The sequence below is a fragment of the Gemmobacter caeni genome, from assembly GCF_003054195.1.
In the GTDB taxonomy this organism is placed as follows: domain Bacteria; phylum Pseudomonadota; class Alphaproteobacteria; order Rhodobacterales; family Rhodobacteraceae; genus Gemmobacter; species Gemmobacter caeni.
The window spans coordinates 1-20,242 of the sequence record NZ_QBKP01000029.1 but is presented as its reverse complement, the minus strand read 5'-3'; the positions used below and the strand labels follow the sequence as shown (position 1 = coordinate 20,242).

Here is a 20,242-nt window from a genome sequence, read left to right as displayed (position 1 = left end):
TCAACCAAGAGTCTGCCCGGGAGGTTGGCGGCGTTAGCAACATCAGCGGGACAATTGGCTCCAGTCGTCAGGGCACCTCCCCCGCTCGCCATTCCCTTCCTTGCCCCGAACCCTGTCTTCGAGATCAACCCGCGAGGGGTCGGACTACGGGCGAGCCCGTGCCGCCGGGTGGATTCGGGCAAGCCGAACGCACCCGGTGATGTCAGCCAGTCTTCGGGCCTGCGGGGTCCTGTCGCGCGGGGGATGGTCCCCCGCCTCCAAGACAGGAGCCAAACAGATGTCCCGTAAAGATGCTCACGCTTTCGCCGCCTCCCTCGCCGCCACGCTGATGGTCTCGATCGTCGTCTTCCAGGCAGGGGATGGAACCTTCGGCGCCGTCCCCGCCGATGAAATCGACGGCGACGAGGTCGTGATCGTCTCGGAATACGATCCCTTCGGGTGAGGCTTCGGCCTCACTTCCCAAGGGCCCGGGCACGGCGCTGGTGCGCCTCCGGGCCTATCGCCGACCGAGTGGCCTTGCGCCGATCAAATGGACGGTCATCGAACTATTGCGCGCCTGCCATCAATGGCAGGCCATCCTCGCGCCATTCCGGCAAACCGCCGTCAAGGCGGCGCGCATTGAGGCCGTGTTTGCGAAGTGCGGCGACAGCCTGGTGGGCATAGATGCAATAGGGGCCCCTGCAATAGGCCACGATTTCGGTGGCCGGATCGAGCGTCGGGACGATCCGCTCGATCTCCGTCAGCGCCATGTTGAGCGCACCCGGAATGTGGCCCGCGGCGTATTCGTCGGCCGGCCTCACGTCGAGCACGGTGACGGAGCCTTCCGCGAGCCGTGCGGCGAGGTCCGCGCGGCTGACGGCTTCGGGGGCGTCCTTGCCGCCTGAAAGCCCTCGCAGGATACGCTCGACTTGCGCGAGGTTCCGTTCTGCCACGATGCGCAGCAGATCCATCAGCGCGAGTGTCTTGGCATCGGTCAGCCGATAGATCACTGCCTTGCCGTCGCGGCGGCTGGTGACGAGAGCGGCGCGGCGCAGCTGTTGCAGATGCTGCGAGCAGTTGGCGATCGTGAGGCCTGTCTTGTCCGCAAGTGCCTCCACCCCGCGTTCGCCTTGCGCGAGTTGTTCCAGCAGCATCAGACGCGCCGGTGCTGATAAGGCGCGTGCGACGAGGGCATATTCCTCCAGCAGGGCCAACTTCGGGCTGATTGACAAGGCCTGTCTCCTGACGCTAGATCATTCAAGCGATAACTTGAATAATAGCGATTCCATCGCGCCCCACAAGCCCCAAGGCCAGCGATCCATGTCCGAGACCATCCTTGCCACCGAGGCGACCATCCGTCTTGCCATCTTTCTGGGTGTTCTGGCGGGCATGGCGCTGTGGGAAGTGGCGGCCCCGCGGCGCAGGCGAGAAATCCCGCGCGTCATCCGTTGGACGAACAACCTTGCTCTGGTGGTGGTGGATACGGTCATCCTGCGGCTGAGTTTTCCGATCCTCGCGGTCGGTCTGGCCGTCATGGCCGAGGATCGTGGCTGGGGCCTGTTCAACAATCTCGATGTGCCAGTTTGGGTCGCAATCATCGTCTCGATGCTGCTGCTCGATCTGGCGATCTACCTTCAGCACGTGATGTTCCACGCCGTGCCCGGGCTCTGGCGGCTGCACCGGATGCACCACGCCGATCTCGATTTCGACGCGACCACGGGACTGCGTTTCCATCCCGTGGAGATCCTCATTTCCATGGGGATCAAGCTGGCGGTGGTCGCGGCGCTCGGCCCCCCCGCCGTCGCGGTGCTACTGTTCGAGGTGATCCTGAACGCCACCGCGCTTTTCAACCACGCCAACATCGACCTGCCGCGCCCGGTGGACCGCGTGCTGCGCCTCATCGTCGTGACGCCGGACATGCACCGCGTCCACCATTCCACCGACCCGCGCGAGACCAACTCGAACTACGGCTTCAACCTGCCGTGGTGGGACAGGCTCCTCGGCACCTACATCGCCCAGCCCGCCAAGGGACACGAGGGGATGGAGATCGGCATCGAGCAGTTCCGGACACGCCGCGATCTCTGGCTCGACCGGATGCTGGTCCAGCCGCTGCGCGGACCGGCATCGGGCCATGCGCTCGATCCCCGGAACACGACAAGGAGCCCGCAGAATGACCGCAAGTGAATTCACGCGCGGCATCCGCGAGAATAGGGTCCAGGTCGCGCATCAGCTGATCCAGGTGATGCTGGTGGGTTTCGCCATCGGCATGACTCGCACGGTGGTCCCGGCGCTGGCCGAGAGCGAGTTCGGGCTCGAGCGCGGCTCGTTCCTGCTGCTGGCGTCCTTCGTCGTGGCCTTCGGTGCGGTCAAGGCGGTGATGAACTTCGTCGCCGGGCGCTGGTCCGAGCGGATCGGTCGCAAGCGGGTGCTGGCCTTCGGTTGGGTCATGGCGCTGCCGATCCCGGTGATGATCTGGTACGCGCCCGACTGGAACTGGATCGTCGCGGCGACCGTGCTGCTGGGCGTCAACCAGGGCCTCTGCTGGTCGATGACGCAGACCGCGAAACTCGACATCACGCGCGCCGAGGAACGCGGCCTCACCATGGGGCTCAACGAGTTCTCCGGCTATGTCGGCGTGGCAATCGCAGGCATCCTCACCGCATATGCCGCGGAAGGGCTGGGCGCGCGGACGGGCCTGCTGGTCTTTGGCATGGCCGTGGTCCTGCTGGCGCTGATCCTGACCGTGGTCTGGGTGAAGGACACGCTGCCTTGGGCCAAGGCCGAGACGGCCGCGCACAAGGCAGCACCCCCGAAATCCCTGCCGCGTTATCCGCAGGGCAGCTCCGAACAAGGGGCGCGTCCTGATGTGCGGCACCTGCCTGGACGCGCGCGGCCTTGCAGAGGGCGACATGATGGAGGGGACGAGCCGCTCCACAATGGACGAACTCGCCCAAGCGACGCTGGCCGCCGACAAGGTCCTGGTGTTCTGATGGCCGGGATGCTTACGCTCGCCGCCCTCGCGGCCGACCCGGATCGCTTCCACCTGATCGACGTCCGCGACGCGGAAGACTTCGTCGCCGCCCATTTGACGGGCGCCGTCCATATCCCGCTGGCCGAACTCGAAGACCGGGCGGGAGAACTTCCTGCTGGCAGAACACCCGTGACCATCTGCGGCAAGGGCGGCGGTCGGTCGGCAGAGGGCGCGGATGTCCTGAACAGGCTCGGCCACCCGGACGCCCTATGGCTCGAAGGCGGCACGATCGGCTGGCTTGCGCAGAACACCTGAACACCAAGAAACCGAAACGGAGGAGACCCCCGGATGACCCTGAAGCACCTACTTTTGGCGACAACCGTCGCGCTCGGGATGCACACATTGCCCGCCTTTGCGCAGGACGCGGCTATCGACGCCATGCAGGAATACATGATGTTCTCGGAATACGAGGCCGGCATCATCCTGCCCCAGCAACTCGACCAGACCGTCTTCGAGACCGCGCTTTTCGTCGACACCCGGGACGCTGGCCAGTTCGAGGCAGGCACGATCCCCGGCGCAGTCAACATCGAGTGGCGCGAAGTGCTGGACCGCATCGACGAGATCCCCGAGGATCGGATGACCATCCTGTTCTGCAACACCGGCAGCCTGTCGGCGCAGGCGGCCTTCGCGCTGCGTGTTGCGGGCAGGTCGAACGTGGTCGTCATGCAGACCGGCTTCACAGGCTGGCAGCAGGACGCGGCCTACAGACCCTGATCCGTTAACCCCTCGGTCGGGTGATGGCCCGCTGGGCCCGCCTCGCAGGAAACACCATGTCCGACGCCAAAAAGCCGCTCCCGCCGATCCTGTCGGACAAGCATCATGATGCCCCGTCGGCCTTCACGCCCGAAAGCCTGCTGCGCGAGGCACGCCGCCAGAAAGGGGCGGCGGCCGTCACGGTGCCAAGGATTTGCCTGCTTGACCCTGACGGCGATATTGTCCGCCAGCTCCGTATCGAAGGCCGCGCGCGGCGGAATGAGGGGTGGGTCTGCTACCACACCGAGATGTGGGTGTTCGACCTGGATGGCCATGACATCGGTGTGGTTGGTTGTGCCGTCGGCGCGTCATTCGCTGTACTGGTCGCCGAGGAGATGTTCGCGTCAGGTTGCGAACTTCTGATCAGTGTCACCTCATCGGGGCAGATCACGCCACAAGGCCCGCCGCCGTACTTCATTGTGATCGAGCGGGCGCTGCGCGACGAGGGCACGAGCTATCATTACATTCCTCCGTCTGACTGGAGTGAGGCGCCCTCGCACTTGCTCTCGCAGCTGACGGGCGCGTTCACCGAAGGCCCGCGTGTGCTGACCGGTGCGACTTGGACCACTGATGCGCCGTTTCGTGAGACCGAAGTTGCAATCGCCGCAGCGCGCGATCGTGGAATTCTCGCGGTCGAGATGGAGGCGGCAGCGCTCTACGCCTTTGCCCAAGCGCGAGGGCGGGCAGTCATCTGCCTGGCACATGTCACAAACCAGATGGGCACGATCGAAGGTGATTTTGAGAAAGGCAAAGCGAACGGTACGTCTGACGCCTTCATCGTACTTTCGCACATCGCCAAGCGCTGCGGATGATGACGTCGCCTTGATCTTGCATCATCTCGCAATGCTCAACCAATAGCCAAATCAGCTGCAGTTTTTCCGCCCGCCAACGCCTCAACGAACCACTGCGGTTTGCGTCCCCGGCCGGACCAGGTGAGCGCCGGGTTCTCAGGGTGCCGGTATTTCGCCGCGGCCGGTGCACGGGAGGACTTCGCCTCGGTTCCGACAAGTTCGGCCAGGGAGTAGCCGAGGTCTCGGGCGAAAGCTTCCACCTTGGCGCGGGCTTCCGCCTTCTGCCGATCCTCGAATGTGGAAATCGCCTTGGCGACGTCCTTCTGCATTTTCTTCAGCTCGCTGAGCGACAGTGCCTCGAGATCGTAATCAGCCATTGGTGCGGTCCGTGTCCTGAATGATCCGGTATCGATAGCCCGTCGCGGCAGGGCGCCGCAACTCCCGGAAGGCTGGGGCAGGGTTGGCGGAGGCTGTTGATCGCCGTTTCGTCGCCAGTAAGGGGCTGGACTGGGGGTCAGGCTGTTCCGATGGGCAAGGTGACGGGTTCAGGCATGGGCTCCCCGCGCATCTCTTTCTTCTGGGCCATCCCTTCGACTGACAATCCCCTAATCCCGTTCGTTTGCCTGCGTGCAACCCCGCGTCGGTCCGGGCCGTGTTGCCCCTTCGGGGCTGCCCGCTCCACCCCGGTCCTCTGGGGGTTTCCGGCGTCCGTTCCGTCCACCGTGCACGCGTCACCCGACGGGCTTTTTCCGGGTCTTGTCGAAGGGACGGTCCCGAAGACAGGAAACACAGGAGCTTAACATGCAGAACATCGTCATCCTCGCCGGCAACATCGGTCAGACCCCCGAAGTCCGCACCACCCAGGGCGGCACCAAGATCACCAACTTCAGCCTCGCCACCTCTCGCCCCCGCCTCTCGGAAGGTCGCGTCCTGCGCGACGAGAACGGCTACCGGGTCATGGACACCGAATGGCACCGCATCACCTGCTTCAACGGTCTCGGCAAGACGGTCGCGGAGCATTGCGAAAAGGGCATGAAGGTCCTCGTCCACGGCCGCATCCACTACACCAAGTGGATCGACAGCATGGGCAACGACCGCTACGGCTGCGAGATCATCGCCGAGAAGGTCGACTTCCTGAGCCGCCAGAAGTCGGCCGAGAACGAAAACCCCGAGCTGGTCGACCGCGACGACGAGATCCCGTTCTGAAGAGAACGGGGTCTCCCCCTCGGGCCCGGCGGGGAAACCCGCCGGGTTCGGGCGATCTCGGCTATAAGCCGACCATCATCATGCTCGGTCTCGCGCGCCCGAGACCGGGCATTCGTTCATGCCGCAGTATGCCGCGGCTCACTGTGTGATGGGAGCCTCTGGCTGAGAGCCTCGCCTCCGCTTCTCCATCCGGAGCCTCGGATTGTCGCAGGACAAGTCGGTCCGAGGAGGGGTGACGTTCGACCCTTGGCCAGTCTGGACAACGGAACCCCCTACGCCCTCGGCGCGAACAGGATGACGGCGGCACCGGCGAGGCAGATTGCGACGCCGGTCATGTCCCAAGTGTCCGGGCGTTGCTTCTCCACTGCCCAAAGCCAGACGAACGACGCGGCAATGTACACGCCACCGTAGGCCGCATAAGCGCGCCCTGCGAAATCGGAGGGGGCCAGGGTCAGGAGCCAAGCGAAAACGGCGAGGCTGAGGAGGCCCGGGACCAGCCAAAGCGGGCTCGCCCCTTGCCGCATCCAGGCCCAGACGGCAAAGCAGCCCGCAATCTCGGCCAAAGCGGCACCGATGTAGATGGCGAGTGTGCCCGGCGCTGTCATGACTGCACCTCGCTTTCCGGATGGCGGTGATCAGTTGCGCAAAGGGAATGGTCGCTCAAAACCTCGATCACCCGGCAATCGGCAATGCTCCCGCCCGCACATTGCACGACCATGCGTTCCAGTTCGGTCTTGAGGGCGGTCAGGCGCGCGAGCCGGCTTTCGACCTCGGCCAGTTGCGCCTTGGCGATGGCATCGGCGGCGGCGCAGGATTGGTCAGGTCTGTCGGACAGGCTGAGCAGGTCGCGGATCGCCTCCAGCGTGAAACCCAGATCGCGGGCGTGGCGGATGAATGCCAGCCGTTCCTGCGCCTTGCGGCCGTAGAGCCGCTGGTTGCCCGCGCTGCGTTCCGCCTCGGGCAAGAGGCCGATCTGCTCGTAGTAGCGGATCGTCGGAACCTTCACCCCCGCGGCCTCGCCCAGTTTTCCGATGGTCAGCATCAGATTCCCCTTGAAGCTATAGTTGCTAGAGACATTAGGTTCCTGATTCGATGAAAGCAACTGCCCGCACTGCGGCAGGAGGAATGACGATGTCGGAAGCTGCACGCGAAACGTCCTGCGACTGGACTGTGACGGGCATGGACTGCGGATCCTGCGCGACCAAAATCAAGGATGCGGTGGCTCGCCTGCCGGGGGTGAGCGGCGTCGAGGTCGGGATCATGACGGAACGCCTGCGGCTGACGCTGGATGAGGCGCAGACCGGGCGGGACAAGATCGAAAAGACCGTCCGGGCACTTGGCTACCAGATTGCGCCGCGCGCTGCCGGTGCGAAGAAGGATTTTGTGCTGCCTGATGCCCACGATGGGCATGACGATGACCATGCGACACATGAGGGCCACGATCACGCCGGGCACGACCACGGCCCCAAGGTCACCAGCGCAAAGCGCGATGACAGTGGCCACGGCAGCCCCGGCCATGTCCATGATGACCCCGCTGACCGGGGCAAGCGCTGGTATCAGACGGCCAAGGGCAAGCTGGTCATCTTCACCGCGTTGTTGCTCGGTGCCGCCTGGGTTATCGAGTATCTTGCACCCGAGATCGGCAAATGGGCCTTCGTCGCTGCTTGTCTGATCGGGGTAGCCCCAGTAGCGCAACGCGCCTTTGCAGCGTTGCGGATGGGTCAGCCCTTCACCATCGAAAGCCTGATGACGATTGCAGCCGTCGGGGCCTTGTTTATCGACGCAGCCGAAGAGGCGGCGTTGGTCGTCTTCCTGTTCGCCGTGGGCGAGGTTTTGGAAGGCGTGGCCGCAGGCAAGGCGCGCGACGGCATCAGGGCCTTGGCGAACCTTGTCCCGAAGACCGCGCAACTGGTCACCGGCGACATCACGCGCGAGGTGCCGGCCGCAAGCCTGACCATCGGCCAGACCGTGCTTGTTCGCCCCGGCGACCGGATTCCGGCCGATGGCGAGATCGTGGATGGCACCTCGGGCGTGGACGAAAGCCCGGTCACCGGCGAAAGCGTCCCCAAAACGCGCGGGCCGGGGGATGCGGTCTTTGCAGGCGCAATCAACACTGAGGCGGCGCTGCGGGTGAAGGTCACCAAAGGCGCGGAAGACAACACCATCGCGCGCATCATCCGGCTGGTCGAAGAGGCCGAAGAGGCCCGCGCGCCGACCGAACGCTTCATCGACCGCTTCAGCCGCTGGTATATGCCCGCCATCGTCGCGGTTGCCGCGCTGGTGATCGTGGTGCCGCCGCTGGCATTTGGTCAGCCTTGGGACACGTGGATTTACCGGGGGCTTGCGCTTCTCTTGATCGGGTGCCCCTGCGCGCTGGTCATCTCAGTCCCCGCCTCCATCGCCTCTGCCATGTCCACCGGCGCGCGGCGCGGGCTCTTGATGAAGGGTGGTGCGGTGATCGAAGCCGCAGCGAAGGTCGATGTCGTGACCTTCGACAAGACCGGAACGCTGACGCATGGCCGCCCGCAGGTGACGGATGTGGTGCCGTTCGGGTCAACGACCGAGGCCGAGCTTCTTGCCGTTGCTGCGGGCGTAGAAACAGGGTCGAGCCACCCGCTGGCGATTGCGATCCTGAACAAGGCCAAGGATGCGGGCGTTTCCGCGCTGCTCTCGCAAGACGCCAAGGCGCTGATGGGCAAGGGCGTTGTTGCAACCGTGGGCGGCGCTGCGGCCTATGTGTCCTCGCCCCGTTATGCGATGGAGCATGGCGGGCTCGATGGCTTCGGTCTTCGGCAGGCCACGATTTTTGAGGAGGACGGCAAGACCGCCGTCGCCGTGTTCCGCGAAAAGACCCCGCTTGGCCTGATCGCCATGCGGGACGAGCCGCGCGCGGATGCCAAGGACGCGGTGCGCCAGTTGACGGCGATGGGGGTGACTTCGGTGATCCTGACCGGGGACAACCCGCGCACGGCCGCCGCCATCGCCGGAAGCCTCGGGCTGAAGTTCGAAGCCGACATGATGCCCGAGGACAAGCTTGCCTACATCCGCGAGATCGGCACCCAAGGCGGCGTAATGATGATCGGCGACGGTATCAACGACGCCCCCGCGCTGAAACAGGCGAGTGTCGGCGTGGCGATGGGATCGGGCACCGACGTGGCGCTGGAAACCGCCGATGCGGCGATCCTGCGCGACCGGGTGACGGACATTCCGGCCACGATCCGCCTGTCGCGCGCTGCGATGGCCAATATCCGCCAGAACGTCACTATCGCTTTGGGGCTGAAGGCGGTTTTCCTGGTGACCTCGGTCTTCGGCTTGACCGGCCTCTGGATCGCAATTCTGGCCGATACCGGCGCGACTGTGCTGGTGACGCTGAACGCCCTGCGCCTGCTGCGGTTCAATCCGGAACGGGAGGCGTAAGGCCATGATCTCCGGTTTCGGCTGGGCAGCATTGGCCCTTCTCTTCGGCTATCTGGCTCTGTTCTTCTGGGGCAGCGCGCTGGCCGCGAAAGCGGTGGGTCGGCCGGTCTGGCTGTTCGCCCGTGCGACCGGACGCGACCGGCTGGCGGCAATCGGGTTCCGCGTGGCCTTTGCGCTCGCCTTCTTCGGGCCGCTTCTCTGGCTCGCCGTGCCTATCCTGCACAAGATCGATCCGCTTTGGACCGAGGGGCGCGCCGTACTTCTTGGCTTGGTCGGGGTCTTTGTCGCAGGGCTCGGCGCGATGGTGGCCTTTGCCGCGCAGATGTCGATGGGATCCTCCTGGCGCGTCGGCGTCGTCGGCGGCGAAACCGGCGATCTGGTCTCCGGCGGGCTTTACCGCTTCAGCCGCAACCCGACCTTTGTGGGGCAAGCGGCGCTGCTGGCGGGTGTTACCCTGGCAGTGCCCTCTGTCCCGACGGTCCTAGCCCCACTCCTGTTTCTCTGGTCCGCCACCACGCAAGTCCGGTCAGAGGAGGCTGCCCTGCGCATGGCAATCGGGCCGGACTATGACCGCTACACCGCATCGGTTCCTCGCTGGATCGGCATGAAGAGCAAGGCTGCGGAATGACCAAGATGACGCTGATTTCGCTGATTGCTGCCGCAGTGGTGGCAGACCAGTTGACCAAGGCAGCGGCACTATCGCTGCTGTCGCAAGGGACGGCTGTCCCTGTCTTTCCGAGTTTCAACCTCTCCCTCGGGTTCAACACAGGCGCGAGCTTCGGCATGATGGGCGGGATAATGGCGGGTAAGCCCCTTCTGATGGCCGCGCTGACGGGCGCACTGACCATCGCCTTCGCCGTCATGGCATTCCGGGCGCAGCACGCGCTGGAACGTGCCGGCTTTGCACTGGTCGTGGGCGGGGCGCTTGGCAACATCATCGACCGGCTGCGACAGGGTGCCGTGACTGATTTTCTCGATTTCTATTGGCGTGACTGGCACTGGCCCACGTTCAACGTCGCCGATATTGCGATCACCCTGGGCGCGGTCCTGATCCTCGCCGCATCTCTTCCCGTTCGCCGCCGCAAGGAGCCGGTTCTTGACCAAAGCTGACTCGGAAACCCTGTCGCGCGACGACCTTGCCTTGACTGCGGCCTTCCTGATTGCGCTGGCGGCCACACTTGGCGCGCTTTTCATCGGTGAGGTGCTGGGCCAGATGCCCTGCACGCTCTGCTGGTATCAGCGCATCGCCATGTTCCCGCTGGTGCCGATCCTTGGCTTGTCACTCTGGCGGGGCGACGGCGTGGCGCGCGCCTACGGCTTGCCCCTGGCCCTCGCCGGGCTGGCGCTGGCGGCGTGGCATTCGGGCCTTTACGCTGGGTTTTTGCCCGCGCCAATCGTGCCCTGCACCGAAAATGGCCCCTCCTGCACCGGTGAGGCGCAGATGATCCTTGGCCTGCCGATCCCCTATCTTTCCGCGGTCGCCTTTGCAGCGATCCTTGCCTGTCTCATCCTTCCGAAAGGACACCGCCCATGAACCGCCGCACCCTTCTGATCGGAGCCTCTGCGCTTGGCCTTGCCGCCTTCGCGGGTGGCGCCTACGTGCTGAACCAGCGCCGCGCCGCCGAGGCAGAAGTGGCGGCCGCTGCCGCGCCAACAGCCGATCAGGCACTACTGATCCGGGACTACTCCCCCAGCTTCGGTCCTGCCGATGCGCCCGTCACACTGGTTGAATTCTTCGATCCGTCCTGCGAGGCCTGCCGCGCCTATCACCCGGTGGTGCAAGAGATCCGGCGGCAGTTTCCGACTCAGGTCCGGGTCGTGCTGCGCTATACCGTCTTCCACGAAGGCTCGGACGAAGCCGTGCGCATCCTTGAGGCTGCACGGATGCAGGACAAGTTCGAGCCGGTACTGGATGCGCTGCTGGAACAGCAACCGGGCTGGGCCGTGCATGGTTCGCCGCAGCTGGACGTGGCCTGGGAAATCGCCGGGGCCGCGGGGCTCGATCTCGAAAGGGCGGAAAGCGACAAGCTCTTTCCGGGGATTACTGGCATCCTCAACCAGGACGCAGCCGACGTCGAAGCCTTGGCCATTCGACAGACGCCGACCTTCTTTCTGAACGGCAGGCGGCTGGAGAACTTCAGCGCAGACAGCCTGATCGCAGATGTGCGGTTTGCAATCGAGAACAGCTGATGCCGATCAGGACCGATTGGCGAAGGCCGCGAAGAGCGCCAGCGTTCGTTCGCTGACGTGATGCTCGATGCCTTCGGCGTCGCGCTCTGCCGTCTCGGGGTCAAGGCCAAGGCTGATCAGGAACCGCAGCACGATCTCGTGCCGCCGCCGACATTCCTTGGCCAGCGCGCGGCCCGTGTCGGTCAGAAAGACCGACCGATACTTTGCGCGGGTGATCAGCCCTTCGCGCGCCAGCCGGTCGAGGGTCTTGCTGACCGTCGGCACCTTCACGCCAAGGCGGGTGGCGATGTCCACCGGGCGCGCCTCGCCCTGTTCGTGGATCAGCTCAGCGATCAGTTCGACATAATCCTCGGCCAGTTCATTCCGCCGTGCCTCGCGCACGCCCTGAAACGCTTCGGTGCGCGGGTCTGCGGGGCCGTCGAGCGGCGCGGTGCGGGTGTCAGGGTGGAACTCGGTCATCTGCAGAGTGTCGCATGGGATGGATTGACAAGTAAAGTCGCGGGGCAGATTGTTAGCACTGTCTAACTTTATGCGCCACGTCTTGTCGGGATCGTGACGAAACCCGGGAGCGCCCTAAACCATGTCCATCCCAGCCTGGCGACAAGAGCGCGAGACGCCCTCACTTTCCGAGGTCTTCCGCACCATTGCGGTCGGCAACGGCGGCACCAGCCGGTTCCGCCGGTTCCTCGCCTTCATCGGCCCCGGCTATCTGGTGGCCGTGGGCTACATGGACCCCGGCAACTGGGCGACCTCGCTCGCCGGCGGGGCGGCCTTCGGCTACACGCTGCTGTTCGTAGCCCTTCTGTCGAACATCATGGCGATCCTCCTGCAATCGCTCTGCGCGCGGTTGGCGGTCGCCTCGGGTCGCGATCTGGCGCAGGCCTGTCGAGATGCCTTTCCGAAATGGATGTCGGTGCCCCTTTGGGTTTTCGCCGAGCTAGCCATCATCGCCACCGATCTGGCCGAGGTGATCGGCACCGCCATCGGCCTGAACCTGCTGTTCGGCATCCCGCTGGAGATCGGCATCTTCATCACCGCCGCCGACGTGTTCCTGATCTTGTGGCTGCAGAACAAGGGGTTCCGCTGGATCGAGGCGCTGATCATCTCGCTGATGGCACTGATCGCGGCCTGTTTTGTCGTGCTGATCGCGCAGTCCGATCCGGTCTGGGGCGACGTCATCGCCGGGTTCGCCCCGAGCCGTGAGATCGTCAGCAACCCGACCATGCTCTACCTTGCCCTTGGCATCATCGGAGCCACGGTCATGCCGCATAACCTCTATCTGCATTCGGGCATCGTGCAGACCCGCGCCTTTGGCATGGACCTGCCCGCCAAGCGCGAGGCGTTGCGGTTGGCGACTTGGGACAGCACCATTGCGCTGATGTTCGCGTTGACGATCAATGCCTCGATCCTGATCCTTGCCGCTGCCGCCTTCTACACCGTCGGCGAAAATGACGTGGCCGAGATCGACAAGGCGCACCTGTTGCTGGAGCCGCTGCTGGGGTCGTCACTGGCGCCGGTCCTGTTCGGGGTGGCGCTTTTGTGCGCAGGCCTGAACTCCACTGTCACAGCCACGATGGCCGGGCAGATCGTGATGGAAGGCTTCATTCGGCTGCGCATCGCCCCCTGGGCGCGGCGGCTGATCACCCGCGGCCTTGCCATCATCCCGGCGGTCTTCGTGATCCTGCTCTACGGCAGTGAGGGCGTGGGTGAGCTGCTGATCCTGAGCCAGGTGGTGCTGTCCTTCCAACTGCCCTTCGCCATCGTGCCTTTGGTCATGTTCACCGCCAGCCGCGCCAAGATGGGCGAACTGGTCGCCCCACGCTGGCTGACGGGCCTCTGCTGGTTGATCGCCGCCGTCATCATCGTGCTGAACGTGAACCTGTTGTCGACCGTGCTTTTGGGCTGACCCTTCACCCTTCGGTGAGAGCACGAATTCGGGCTTGAACCTCAAGCGGCTGGAGGTTTTAGACAGAGAGCAATAAACAGGCAGGTTACGGATGCGGTTGACAAGGTTACAGAAAATCCTCTGGGCGGCGGCGGGACTGGCCACGCTGGCCTATGGGCTGCTCGTGCTGTTGCCAAACCGCGCGTCGGAGGCTGTCCCGCAAGCCGCCTTCCGACCGACCTTCACGCTGCCGGATGCCGAGGGTCGGGTGCGCACCCCTGCCGAGTTTGCGGGCCAGCATCTTCTGGTCTTCTTCGGCTTCACCAACTGCCCGGACGTCTGCCCGACAACACTTTCCGAAGTGGCGCAGGTGATGGACGATCTGGGCGACGACGCTGCCCTTGTGCAGCCTCTGTTCATCTCGATCGATCCCGAGCGGGATCGCAGACTGGGGCTGGCCGAGTTCACTGCGGCGTTCCACCCGTCGATCATCGGGCTTGCCGGGGACGAGGCACAGACCCGCGCCGCGGCGGACAGCTTCCGCATCTTCTACGCGCGCGAGGGTGATGCCGCCGCCCCCGACGGCTACACCATGTCGCACAGCCCGGCGCTCTACCTCATCGGGCCCGAGGGTGACTGGCTGCGTCAGTTCACCTACGGCACGCCCGCCACCGATATCCTTGCCGACCTTCAACCCAGATTGTGACCGCCATGAAATCCCTGATCCTCTCGGCCCTCCTCACCCTATCCGCCGCCCCCGTGCTGGCCTGCGAAACCTTCACCCTGGGCGATCTGAATATCGAACACGCCTGGTCCCGCGCCACCATCGGCGCGGACCGGCCGGGGGTATTCTATGTCGAGATCACCAACAACGGCAGCACAGATGATGCGCTGATCGGCATCGCGACCCCGGCTGCTGGCATGCCGATGCTGCACGAAACCGTGGTGACCGACGGCATCGCCTCCATGCCACACGCCATGTCGATCCCGGTTCCGGCTGGCCAAACCGTCGAGCTGGCGCCCGGCGGCTATCATGGGATGCTGATGGGCCTGACCACGACACTGGCCGAAGGCGACAGCTTCCCGGTGACACTCTCCTTCCAGAATGCCGGGGAAGTCGTCGTCAATGTCGAGGTTCTGTCGCTACGGGCGGAGGGTCCGGATTGCGACGACGCCAACTGATCCTTGGTCTGGGAGGCGCGAGCGGTGCATTGGCCTTCACGCTCGGCCTCGGCTGGTTGCAAAGCCGCGGCCGCGCGCAGCCGCCCGCCGCGCTTCTGCCACTGCCCATCGGCGAGATGGGCTTTGCCCTGACCAACCATCGCGGTGAACCGGTGCGCCCGGCAGACTGGATCGGCCGCCCGACCATGGCCTTCTTCGGCTTCACTTGGTGCCCCGATGTCTGCCCAACCACCCTCAGCGACATCTCGGGCTGGCTGGATGAGCTCGGGCCCGACGCCGACCGGCTGAACACCGTCTTCATCACCGTCGATCCCGAACGGGATACACAGCAAGTTCTGGCCGACTACCTGGCAAACTTCGATCCACGGATCACCGGCCTGACCGGCCCGCTGGCCGAGGTCGAACGCGCCGTCGCAGGCTTCCGCGCCCGGTTCGAAAAGGTGCCCCGCGACGGGGATTACACCATGGACCACACTGCCGGTGTGTTCCTGTTCCGCGCCGATGGGCGCTTTGCCAGCATCATCGACTACCACGAGGACCGCCGCTTCTCCCTGCCGAAGATACGCAGGGTTCTGACCTGACAGCCACACCTGTTCCGGAGAGCCACATGACCAACACGCCCCTTCTGACCCGCCGCACAATGCTGCTGTCCGGCCTCGCCGTCGCGACTTTCGCGGCCAGTCCGGTGCGCAGCGCGGGCCCGTCGATCCATGTCGTAAAGGGAACCGGCTGCGAATGCTGCAACGCCTGGGTCGCCTATCTTCGGGACGAGGGTTTCACCGTGACGGACGAGGAGCGCTACGGCACGCTCCTGATGACCTACAAGGCCGAAGTGGGTGTGCCTCAAAGAATGATCTCCTGCCACACAGGGATGATCGAGGGCTATGTGCTCGAAGGCCATGTCCCTGCGGCCGATATCCGGCGCCTGCTCGAGGAGCGGCCGGACGCGATCGGGCTTGCCGTGCCTGGGATGCCCTATGGATCGCCCGGCATGGGACCGGAGGACAGCCGCGAGGCCTACGACGTCCTGCTGATCGGCCGCGATGGCTCAACCGAGGTCTTCACCCGCTATCTGGCCGCCTGACAATTGTGTCGCCCGTGCTTCATGCCGCCTTCGGCCAACGGCGATGCAGGGTGTCGATGAAGACGGCATGGGTGTGGTGGGGCCCGTGTTCCGACAGGTGGAGATAATCGGCGGACAGGTCAGGAAGGTCGTGCCGCAAGAACGTCTGATCGTTCGCGGGCCAGAGGCGCAGCACCGCAACGAGGCCAGCCGCGCCGATGAGCGCCGTGACGCACAGACCGGGCACCGGCGCCGATCCCGCCGGCCAGCGGGTAGGTGACCAGCCAGCAGGCGCGCGAGAGGGCGAAGCTGCCATTCATGATGACCTTAGCGACTGACCGCCTTCTAGAGTGAGAGGAGTGCCGGTTTCCCGGTGACGGGTTAAAGGCTCGGGAGAGTGGCTCCCGGCGCCTGTCACGGGAGATAGCCGATGGGCGTTGTGGAAGTTCTGGATCCGGTCGCGCCGGCGCGAGCCGGTGGCTGGAAGGTGGATGTGAGCCGGGGTGAGCGGAACGGGCGAGTGTCGTCCGAATGGTTCAACCGCCCCGACGACGAGCGGTATCTGTCGCTCGACGATCTCTGGGCCAATGTGAAGGGTCGGTCCGAGCGCAGCCGCAGCCGGGTGGTGCAGACGGCGGACATCCGAGTCGAGGCCGCGCGCGACAGCGCCGAGCGGCTACATCTGGTCCTGCCGAAAGCACATGAACCGGTGGCACCTACGCACTGGGCCTTCGGCCAGCTTGCCAGCATCGTCGGCGCACCGGCCTCCTACCTGCGGCAACTGCCCGCGCCACTGGCGGGGATCAACCTGCAATACGGCCTAACCAACCACCGCGCAGAGCAGGTGAAGACCTTCGAGACCGAGGATGGCCGCACTGAATTGCGCGCGGTGACTGGCCCCGACTACGGCCGCATCCATGACCACGAACTGGTCGAGGCGGTGCAGCGCATCGCGGGCAATGGCACCGGCGACACGCGCTGGAAGGTGCCGGGCGTGCTCGACTGGTCGACCGGGGTCTACAACCCAGATGTCGAGATCAGCCGCGACACGACCACGCTTTATGCCTCTGACCGCGATGTCTTCCTGTTCCTGGTCGACGATCACAATCCGATCGAGGCGGGCCGCCTGCCTGATGGCTCCCCTGATCTCTACTTCCGGGGCTTCTATTGCTGGAACTCCGAGGTCGGGGCCAAGACACTCGGCATGGCGAGCTTCTACCTGCGGGCCGTCTGCCAGAACCGCAACCTCTGGGGCGTCGAAGATTTTCAGGAGATCAAGATCCGCCACTCGAAATACGCGGCCTCGCGCTTCGCCCATGAGGCGGCCCCGGCGCTGTCGCGGTTTGCCAATTCCTCGCCGCAGGGCTTCGTGAACGGCATCAAGGCCGCGCGTCAGCAGATCGTGGCGCGGACGGATGAGGACCGCGACGACTTCCTCAGGAAGCGCGGCTTCTCAAAAGTCGAGTCAGGCAAGATCATCGAGAAGGTGCTGATGGAAGAGGGCCGCCCGCCGGAAAGCATCTTCGACTTCGTGCAGGGCATCACGCGGCTTGCGCGCGACAAGACCCAGCAGGATGCCCGCCTCGATATGGAGGGGCGCGCCAAGAAGCTCCTCGACAGGGTCGGCTGACGCCAGGCCCGACAACGCGACCGCCCTCGCGCGCGGCGGTCGCACTTTCCCCTTCCACATGCACGCCAATAGCCCCGCCCCGCGAGGGCAGAGGGCCTTCGAGCGTGCAGTTCAGCGAGACCCCAATGACCCCCCAGGAAGAAACCATCGTCCTCGAGGCACGCGACATCCTCGGCCGCTACCTCAGTCATAACCCGGTCATCGGCAGCTGGCAGGCGCTTCTGGACTACTGCGCGCTGACAGTCCGCGGCCCGATCGAGCGGTTCCACGTCCTCTACCTCGACCGCAAAAACCGCATCATCTCCGATGAGCTGCTCTCGACTGGCACGGTCGATCACGTCCCGGTCTATCCGCGCGAGGTGATCAAGCGGGCGCTGATGCTGAACGCCAGCGCCCTGATCCTGATCCACAACCACCCTTCGGGCGATCCGACGCCCTCGGAGGCCGATCTCAGTATGACCAAGGAGATCCAGAAGGGGTGCAGGTATCTCGGCCTGACGCTGCACGACCACATCATCGTCGGTGCCGGGACGGAGTTGAGCCTGCGGGCCTTGGGCAAGCTCTGACGTTCCCTGCGGACCTGTTGCCGCCGTCCCTTCGAGGAAGAGGGCGCCGGTTCGGTCTTTGACGGATGAGGCGGGGAGAGAGGCTTCCCGCGCCGTCGGAGATCTCCCCGATGTTCGACCTCCCCTTGCCGATCCAGCCGACCGCCGACGCGCGGGGCGTTCCGCCGCTTTTTCGCTCGGGCGACACCGATCCCGATCATCCCTTCGCCCTGACACTGTCGCGCCGCGCTCCGGCTGAACTCATGTCGGGCCAGGCCGCCCCGCTGGTCCTCGCCCGCTTCGCGACGCTGGCCGAGGCCATGCAGGGCGCAATCGACCACGCCGAGAGGATCGCCCCAGATGCCGCGCCCCAGCTTCTGGCCATCCTCGACCGCGACGAGCGCCTTGTGCTGGCCGGGGTCGCCAGCGACTGCGCCGTCGCGTGGTGTTACCCGGTGATGAGCGCCACAGAAGCGCGGGGCGTGGTGACCGAGGCGAGCCAGCTGCGCGCGCAGGCCGGCCGCGCGGCTGCCTGGGGTGAGCCCGATCTCGCGCAGCGGCTGCGCCACCGCGCTGATCTTCTGGACGGGCGTCTCGTTGACCCGCTCTGGCGCGCTTTTGCCGCCAGGGCGCTGCAGGTCGCTGCGTGAGGCTCGAGAGGCAGAGGCGGGCATGGGGGATTTGGAGCTTGTCCGGGGGAGAGAGATCGCCCGGCCCGGCTCCGATCCCTTCCCCTTACCGGAGACACCCGATGAACATGACTGAACCCACCCTCGCGCCGCCGATGGCACCCTCGACCGTCGACATGGCGCAGATCTTCACGGCGCATGCCGAGCGCGCCGCCCGGATCGAAGCGCTGCGCCCCGGCAACAAGGACCGCCTGTTCGACGGCCTCATGGCCGCCGGCATCACCCATGTCACCGTGACCTTCGACGGGGCCGGGGACAGCGGCCAGATCGAAAGCATCGGCGCATGGTCCGGTGAGATCGCCGTCGATTTCCCCGCCACCGAAATCGAATACGCCGGGCTGACCTGGGACGACCCCGAGGTCGAGATGCGCAGCCTGTCGCTCGAGGATGTTGTCGAACAACTCGCCTACGACTTCCTCTCAGACACCCATGGCGGTTGGGAAAACAACGACGGTGCGTGGGGCGAGTTCTGCTTCGACGCCGCGGCCCGCTGCATCCACCTCGAGTTCAACGAGCGTTTCACCTCGTCCGAACTCTTCACCCATGATTTCTGAGGGGGCGGCGATGGCACATCCCTATCACCACGCCCTGTCCTCTGTGAAGAAATGGGGCGGAACGGTCGAGGATACGTTGGCCGTGCATGCCTGGTTCGACCAGAGCAAGGAGATCACTGCAGATTTTCGGCACCGGGCCTTGCGCCACCATGCCGAGGGCATCTTCATGGCCGAGACGATTTTCGGGCCGACCCTCACCCTCTCGACCGGGCGGATCATTCCGACCCGCTGGGTCGGCGAACAGCATGTGAAGGAAGACCTCGGCTTCATCCCGAGCTTCGCCGACTGGGTGAAGGCTATCCGGCCCGAGCCCTGGATGGGTCGGGCCGAGCGGATCGAGGCGCTGGTCGATCCGCATTTCGCTTCACCCGTGGTCGAGGTCAGCTGACATGACCGATTCAGCCTATCAGCGCCTCGGCCTGCCAGCGACGGCTTCGCCCTTCGCCGTCCTTCGGGCAGCGGTCCGGGCGCTGCACCCCGACACGCGCGCCGTTCGCGGCTTCCGGGCCGCGCGCAAGCGCTTCTATCGGCAGATGCTCTGCGCCCATGCCGCGCGACAGGTGGCGGGCGACAGGCGCACCGGCTGATCGCCCCGAACCACCCTTCATCCCAATCCAGTGCCCGGCCTCTTGGCCGGGTCTTCCCACTCAGGAGGTCCCCATGGCGGATTACTTCACCCATTTCTCTTGCCTGCTCGACGTCGGCACCCCCGACAAGGCGGCCCGAGCGCTCGCACTGTTCAAGCGCTTGCGCGCTGCGGATCAAGACGCAGACGACCCGGAGGTCGCAGGCTTCGACCTCGTGCGCCAGGACGCGCCCGAGGGCAGCACTCTCTGGATCCATGACGACGACCACGGCGATGTCGAAGCCGTCATCCGCTTCGTGCTGCGCCTTGCGGAAGAGCTCGACCTCACCGGCCTCTGGGGGTTCCAGTATGCCTTATGCCGAATTCGGCATAAGGCATATTATGCCGGGATCGGGATTATGCCGCATGGCCCTCCAGTCGACGAGAAGCATTGACTTGCCATATGACCACACCAGCCAATGATTATAGGGTGTGGCTGACCGGCTTCATGGTCCTGAACCCTCAGTTTCGTGCCAACGCGTTCGGCATAATCCTTGTTGCGCCAGCAACATGGAGAAAGCCATGGCCAAGAAAGTCCAACCAACCTGCCTCGACCCGTACATCAGTTCGTTCGAGGAGAGCCTCGCGCCGACGCACATGCAGCGTCGGGCGCTGTCTAACTATCGCTTCCAGCTTCGACGGTTTGGCCGGGTTCTGGAGGCCCATGGTGTTGAGCCGACGTCATTGACGCTGGAAATCGCC

At 65.1% G+C, this 20,242-nt stretch carries 30 protein-coding genes; 24 read left to right on the top strand and 6 right to left on the bottom strand.

All coding sequences use genetic code 11. The features are described 5' to 3' along the window. Positions 1-277: 277 nt before the first annotated feature. Positions 278-442 carry a hypothetical protein gene (locus C8N34_RS26510; protein ID WP_007803240.1) on the top strand — a complete coding sequence of 55 codons (165 nt, stop codon included), beginning with the start codon at positions 278-280 and terminating at the stop codon, positions 440-442. Positions 443-545: 103 nt separating this feature from the next. Here the strand turns inward: C8N34_RS26510 and C8N34_RS23870 are convergent, their stop codons facing one another. Then, positions 546-1,211 (bottom strand): ArsR/SmtB family transcription factor, encoded by a 666-nt coding sequence (locus C8N34_RS23870; RefSeq protein WP_107754769.1) that lies wholly within the window; start codon positions 1,209-1,211, stop codon positions 546-548. Between the two features lie 88 nt (positions 1,212-1,299). Between C8N34_RS23870 and C8N34_RS23865 the strand changes: the two genes are divergently transcribed. The 4 genes from C8N34_RS23865 to C8N34_RS23840 are packed head-to-tail and all read left to right on the top strand — an operon-like array spanning position 1,300 to position 4,575. Beyond that, positions 1,300-2,163, top strand: a complete 864-nt coding sequence (locus C8N34_RS23865) for a sterol desaturase family protein (RefSeq protein ID WP_108130785.1) — start codon at positions 1,300-1,302, stop codon at positions 2,161-2,163. Continuing rightward, positions 2,150-3,265, top strand: coding sequence for an MFS transporter (locus C8N34_RS26700; RefSeq protein ID WP_199750746.1), 1,116 nt, complete (start codon positions 2,150-2,152; stop codon positions 3,263-3,265). Before C8N34_RS23865 ends, C8N34_RS26700 begins: the two co-directional genes overlap by 14 nt. A gap of 33 nt (positions 3,266-3,298) precedes the next feature. Further along, positions 3,299-3,724, top strand: a complete 426-nt coding sequence (locus C8N34_RS23845; RefSeq protein WP_107754774.1) for a rhodanese-like domain-containing protein — start codon at positions 3,299-3,301, stop codon at positions 3,722-3,724. A 56-nt stretch (positions 3,725-3,780) separates the two neighbouring features. Continuing rightward, a complete protein-coding gene (locus C8N34_RS23840; protein WP_107754775.1) occupies positions 3,781-4,575 on the top strand; it encodes a nucleoside phosphorylase in 795 nt (264 codons plus the stop codon). A gap of 35 nt (positions 4,576-4,610) precedes the next feature. Here C8N34_RS23840 and C8N34_RS23835 read toward each other — a convergent pair whose 3' ends face one another. Then, on the bottom strand, positions 4,611-4,931 hold the full coding sequence (locus C8N34_RS23835; protein ID WP_107754776.1) for an H-NS histone family protein: 321 nt from the start codon (positions 4,929-4,931) through the stop codon (positions 4,611-4,613). Between the two features lie 424 nt (positions 4,932-5,355). Here C8N34_RS23835 and C8N34_RS23830 point away from each other — a divergent pair, with 424 nt between their 5' ends. Continuing rightward, positions 5,356-5,760, top strand: coding sequence for a single-stranded DNA-binding protein (locus C8N34_RS23830; RefSeq protein ID WP_107754777.1), 405 nt, complete (start codon positions 5,356-5,358; stop codon positions 5,758-5,760). A gap of 272 nt (positions 5,761-6,032) precedes the next feature. Here C8N34_RS23830 and C8N34_RS23825 read toward each other — a convergent pair whose 3' ends face one another. Further along, positions 6,033-6,365 carry a YnfA family protein gene (locus C8N34_RS23825; protein WP_107754778.1) on the bottom strand — a complete coding sequence of 111 codons (333 nt, stop codon included), beginning with the start codon at positions 6,363-6,365 and terminating at the stop codon, positions 6,033-6,035. Beyond that, positions 6,362-6,802, bottom strand: coding sequence for a MerR family transcriptional regulator (locus C8N34_RS23820; protein ID WP_107754779.1), 441 nt, complete (start codon positions 6,800-6,802; stop codon positions 6,362-6,364). The genes C8N34_RS23825 and C8N34_RS23820 overlap by 4 nt, the downstream gene beginning before the upstream one ends. 89 nt (positions 6,803-6,891) lie before the next feature. Here C8N34_RS23820 and C8N34_RS23815 point away from each other — a divergent pair, with 89 nt between their 5' ends. The 5 genes from C8N34_RS23815 to C8N34_RS23795 are packed head-to-tail and all read left to right on the top strand — an operon-like array spanning position 6,892 to position 11,367. Next, entirely contained in the window at positions 6,892-9,177 is a 2,286-nt protein-coding gene (locus C8N34_RS23815) for a heavy metal translocating P-type ATPase (RefSeq protein WP_422387679.1), read from the top strand. Positions 9,178-9,181: 4 nt separating this feature from the next. Beyond that, positions 9,182-9,805 carry a methyltransferase family protein gene (locus C8N34_RS23810; protein ID WP_107754781.1) on the top strand — a complete coding sequence of 208 codons (624 nt, stop codon included), beginning with the start codon at positions 9,182-9,184 and terminating at the stop codon, positions 9,803-9,805. Further along, a complete protein-coding gene (gene lspA, locus C8N34_RS23805; RefSeq protein WP_107754782.1) occupies positions 9,802-10,287 on the top strand; it encodes a signal peptidase II in 486 nt (161 codons plus the stop codon). The genes C8N34_RS23810 and lspA overlap by 4 nt, the downstream gene beginning before the upstream one ends. Next, positions 10,274-10,711: a disulfide bond formation protein B gene (locus tag C8N34_RS23800; RefSeq protein WP_107754783.1), complete on the top strand. Its 438-nt coding sequence runs from the start codon at positions 10,274-10,276 to the stop codon at positions 10,709-10,711. The genes lspA and C8N34_RS23800 overlap by 14 nt, the downstream gene beginning before the upstream one ends. Then, complete coding sequence (locus C8N34_RS23795) at positions 10,708-11,367, top strand: DsbA family protein (RefSeq protein WP_107754784.1); 660 nt, start codon at positions 10,708-10,710, stop codon at positions 11,365-11,367. The genes C8N34_RS23800 and C8N34_RS23795 overlap by 4 nt, the downstream gene beginning before the upstream one ends. Before the next feature lie 6 nt (positions 11,368-11,373). Here C8N34_RS23795 and mntR read toward each other — a convergent pair whose 3' ends face one another. Next, the gene (gene mntR / locus C8N34_RS23790; RefSeq protein WP_107754785.1) at positions 11,374-11,826 is read right to left on the bottom strand and encodes a manganese-binding transcriptional regulator MntR; all 453 of its coding nucleotides are present in this window, start codon (positions 11,824-11,826) and stop codon (positions 11,374-11,376) included. Between the two features lie 121 nt (positions 11,827-11,947). Between mntR and C8N34_RS23785 the strand changes: the two genes are divergently transcribed. From C8N34_RS23785 to C8N34_RS23765, 5 genes are all read left to right on the top strand, one after another. Continuing rightward, complete coding sequence (locus C8N34_RS23785) at positions 11,948-13,273, top strand: Nramp family divalent metal transporter (protein WP_107754786.1); 1,326 nt, start codon at positions 11,948-11,950, stop codon at positions 13,271-13,273. A gap of 91 nt (positions 13,274-13,364) precedes the next feature. After that, positions 13,365-13,958: an SCO family protein gene (locus C8N34_RS23780; protein ID WP_107754787.1), complete on the top strand. Its 594-nt coding sequence runs from the start codon at positions 13,365-13,367 to the stop codon at positions 13,956-13,958. A gap of 5 nt (positions 13,959-13,963) precedes the next feature. Further along, positions 13,964-14,434: a copper chaperone PCu(A)C gene (locus C8N34_RS23775; protein ID WP_107754788.1), complete on the top strand. Its 471-nt coding sequence runs from the start codon at positions 13,964-13,966 to the stop codon at positions 14,432-14,434. Beyond that, the gene (locus C8N34_RS23770) at positions 14,416-15,015 is read left to right on the top strand and encodes an SCO family protein (RefSeq protein WP_108130784.1); all 600 of its coding nucleotides are present in this window, start codon (positions 14,416-14,418) and stop codon (positions 15,013-15,015) included. Before C8N34_RS23775 ends, C8N34_RS23770 begins: the two co-directional genes overlap by 19 nt. Before the next feature lie 26 nt (positions 15,016-15,041). Beyond that, entirely contained in the window at positions 15,042-15,518 is a 477-nt protein-coding gene (locus C8N34_RS23765; protein ID WP_107754790.1) for a DUF411 domain-containing protein, read from the top strand. A gap of 19 nt (positions 15,519-15,537) precedes the next feature. On the opposite strand, the gene C8N34_RS23760 is transcribed toward C8N34_RS23765, so the two are convergent. After that, on the bottom strand, positions 15,538-15,813 hold the full coding sequence (locus tag C8N34_RS23760; RefSeq protein ID WP_145693766.1) for a hypothetical protein: 276 nt from the start codon (positions 15,811-15,813) through the stop codon (positions 15,538-15,540). A 114-nt stretch (positions 15,814-15,927) separates the two neighbouring features. On the opposite strand from C8N34_RS23760, the gene C8N34_RS23755 reads away from it, so the two are divergent. From C8N34_RS23755 to C8N34_RS23720, 8 genes are all read left to right on the top strand, one after another. After that, positions 15,928-17,127 (top strand): DUF932 domain-containing protein, encoded by a 1,200-nt coding sequence (locus C8N34_RS23755; RefSeq protein WP_108130783.1) that lies wholly within the window; start codon positions 15,928-15,930, stop codon positions 17,125-17,127. Positions 17,128-17,252: 125 nt separating this feature from the next. Continuing rightward, positions 17,253-17,693, top strand: a complete 441-nt coding sequence (locus C8N34_RS23750) for a JAB domain-containing protein (RefSeq protein WP_108130782.1) — start codon at positions 17,253-17,255, stop codon at positions 17,691-17,693. Positions 17,694-17,803: 110 nt separating this feature from the next. Continuing rightward, complete coding sequence (locus C8N34_RS23745; protein ID WP_108130781.1) at positions 17,804-18,322, top strand: DNA repair protein RadC; 519 nt, start codon at positions 17,804-17,806, stop codon at positions 18,320-18,322. Between the two features lie 101 nt (positions 18,323-18,423). Beyond that, on the top strand, positions 18,424-18,915 hold the full coding sequence (locus tag C8N34_RS23740; RefSeq protein WP_108130780.1) for a DUF6878 family protein: 492 nt from the start codon (positions 18,424-18,426) through the stop codon (positions 18,913-18,915). Between the two features lie 10 nt (positions 18,916-18,925). After that, the gene (locus C8N34_RS23735) at positions 18,926-19,303 is read left to right on the top strand and encodes a DUF6915 family protein (RefSeq protein ID WP_108130779.1); all 378 of its coding nucleotides are present in this window, start codon (positions 18,926-18,928) and stop codon (positions 19,301-19,303) included. Position 19,304: 1 nt separating this feature from the next. Next, positions 19,305-19,502: a hypothetical protein gene (locus tag C8N34_RS23730; protein ID WP_108130778.1), complete on the top strand. Its 198-nt coding sequence runs from the start codon at positions 19,305-19,307 to the stop codon at positions 19,500-19,502. A gap of 73 nt (positions 19,503-19,575) precedes the next feature. Beyond that, positions 19,576-19,935 carry a hypothetical protein gene (locus C8N34_RS23725; protein ID WP_242013880.1) on the top strand — a complete coding sequence of 120 codons (360 nt, stop codon included), beginning with the start codon at positions 19,576-19,578 and terminating at the stop codon, positions 19,933-19,935. Positions 19,936-20,062: 127 nt separating this feature from the next. Next, positions 20,063-20,242: hypothetical protein (locus tag C8N34_RS23720; RefSeq protein WP_211317741.1), on the top strand; the 180-nt coding region annotated here is incomplete at its 3' end.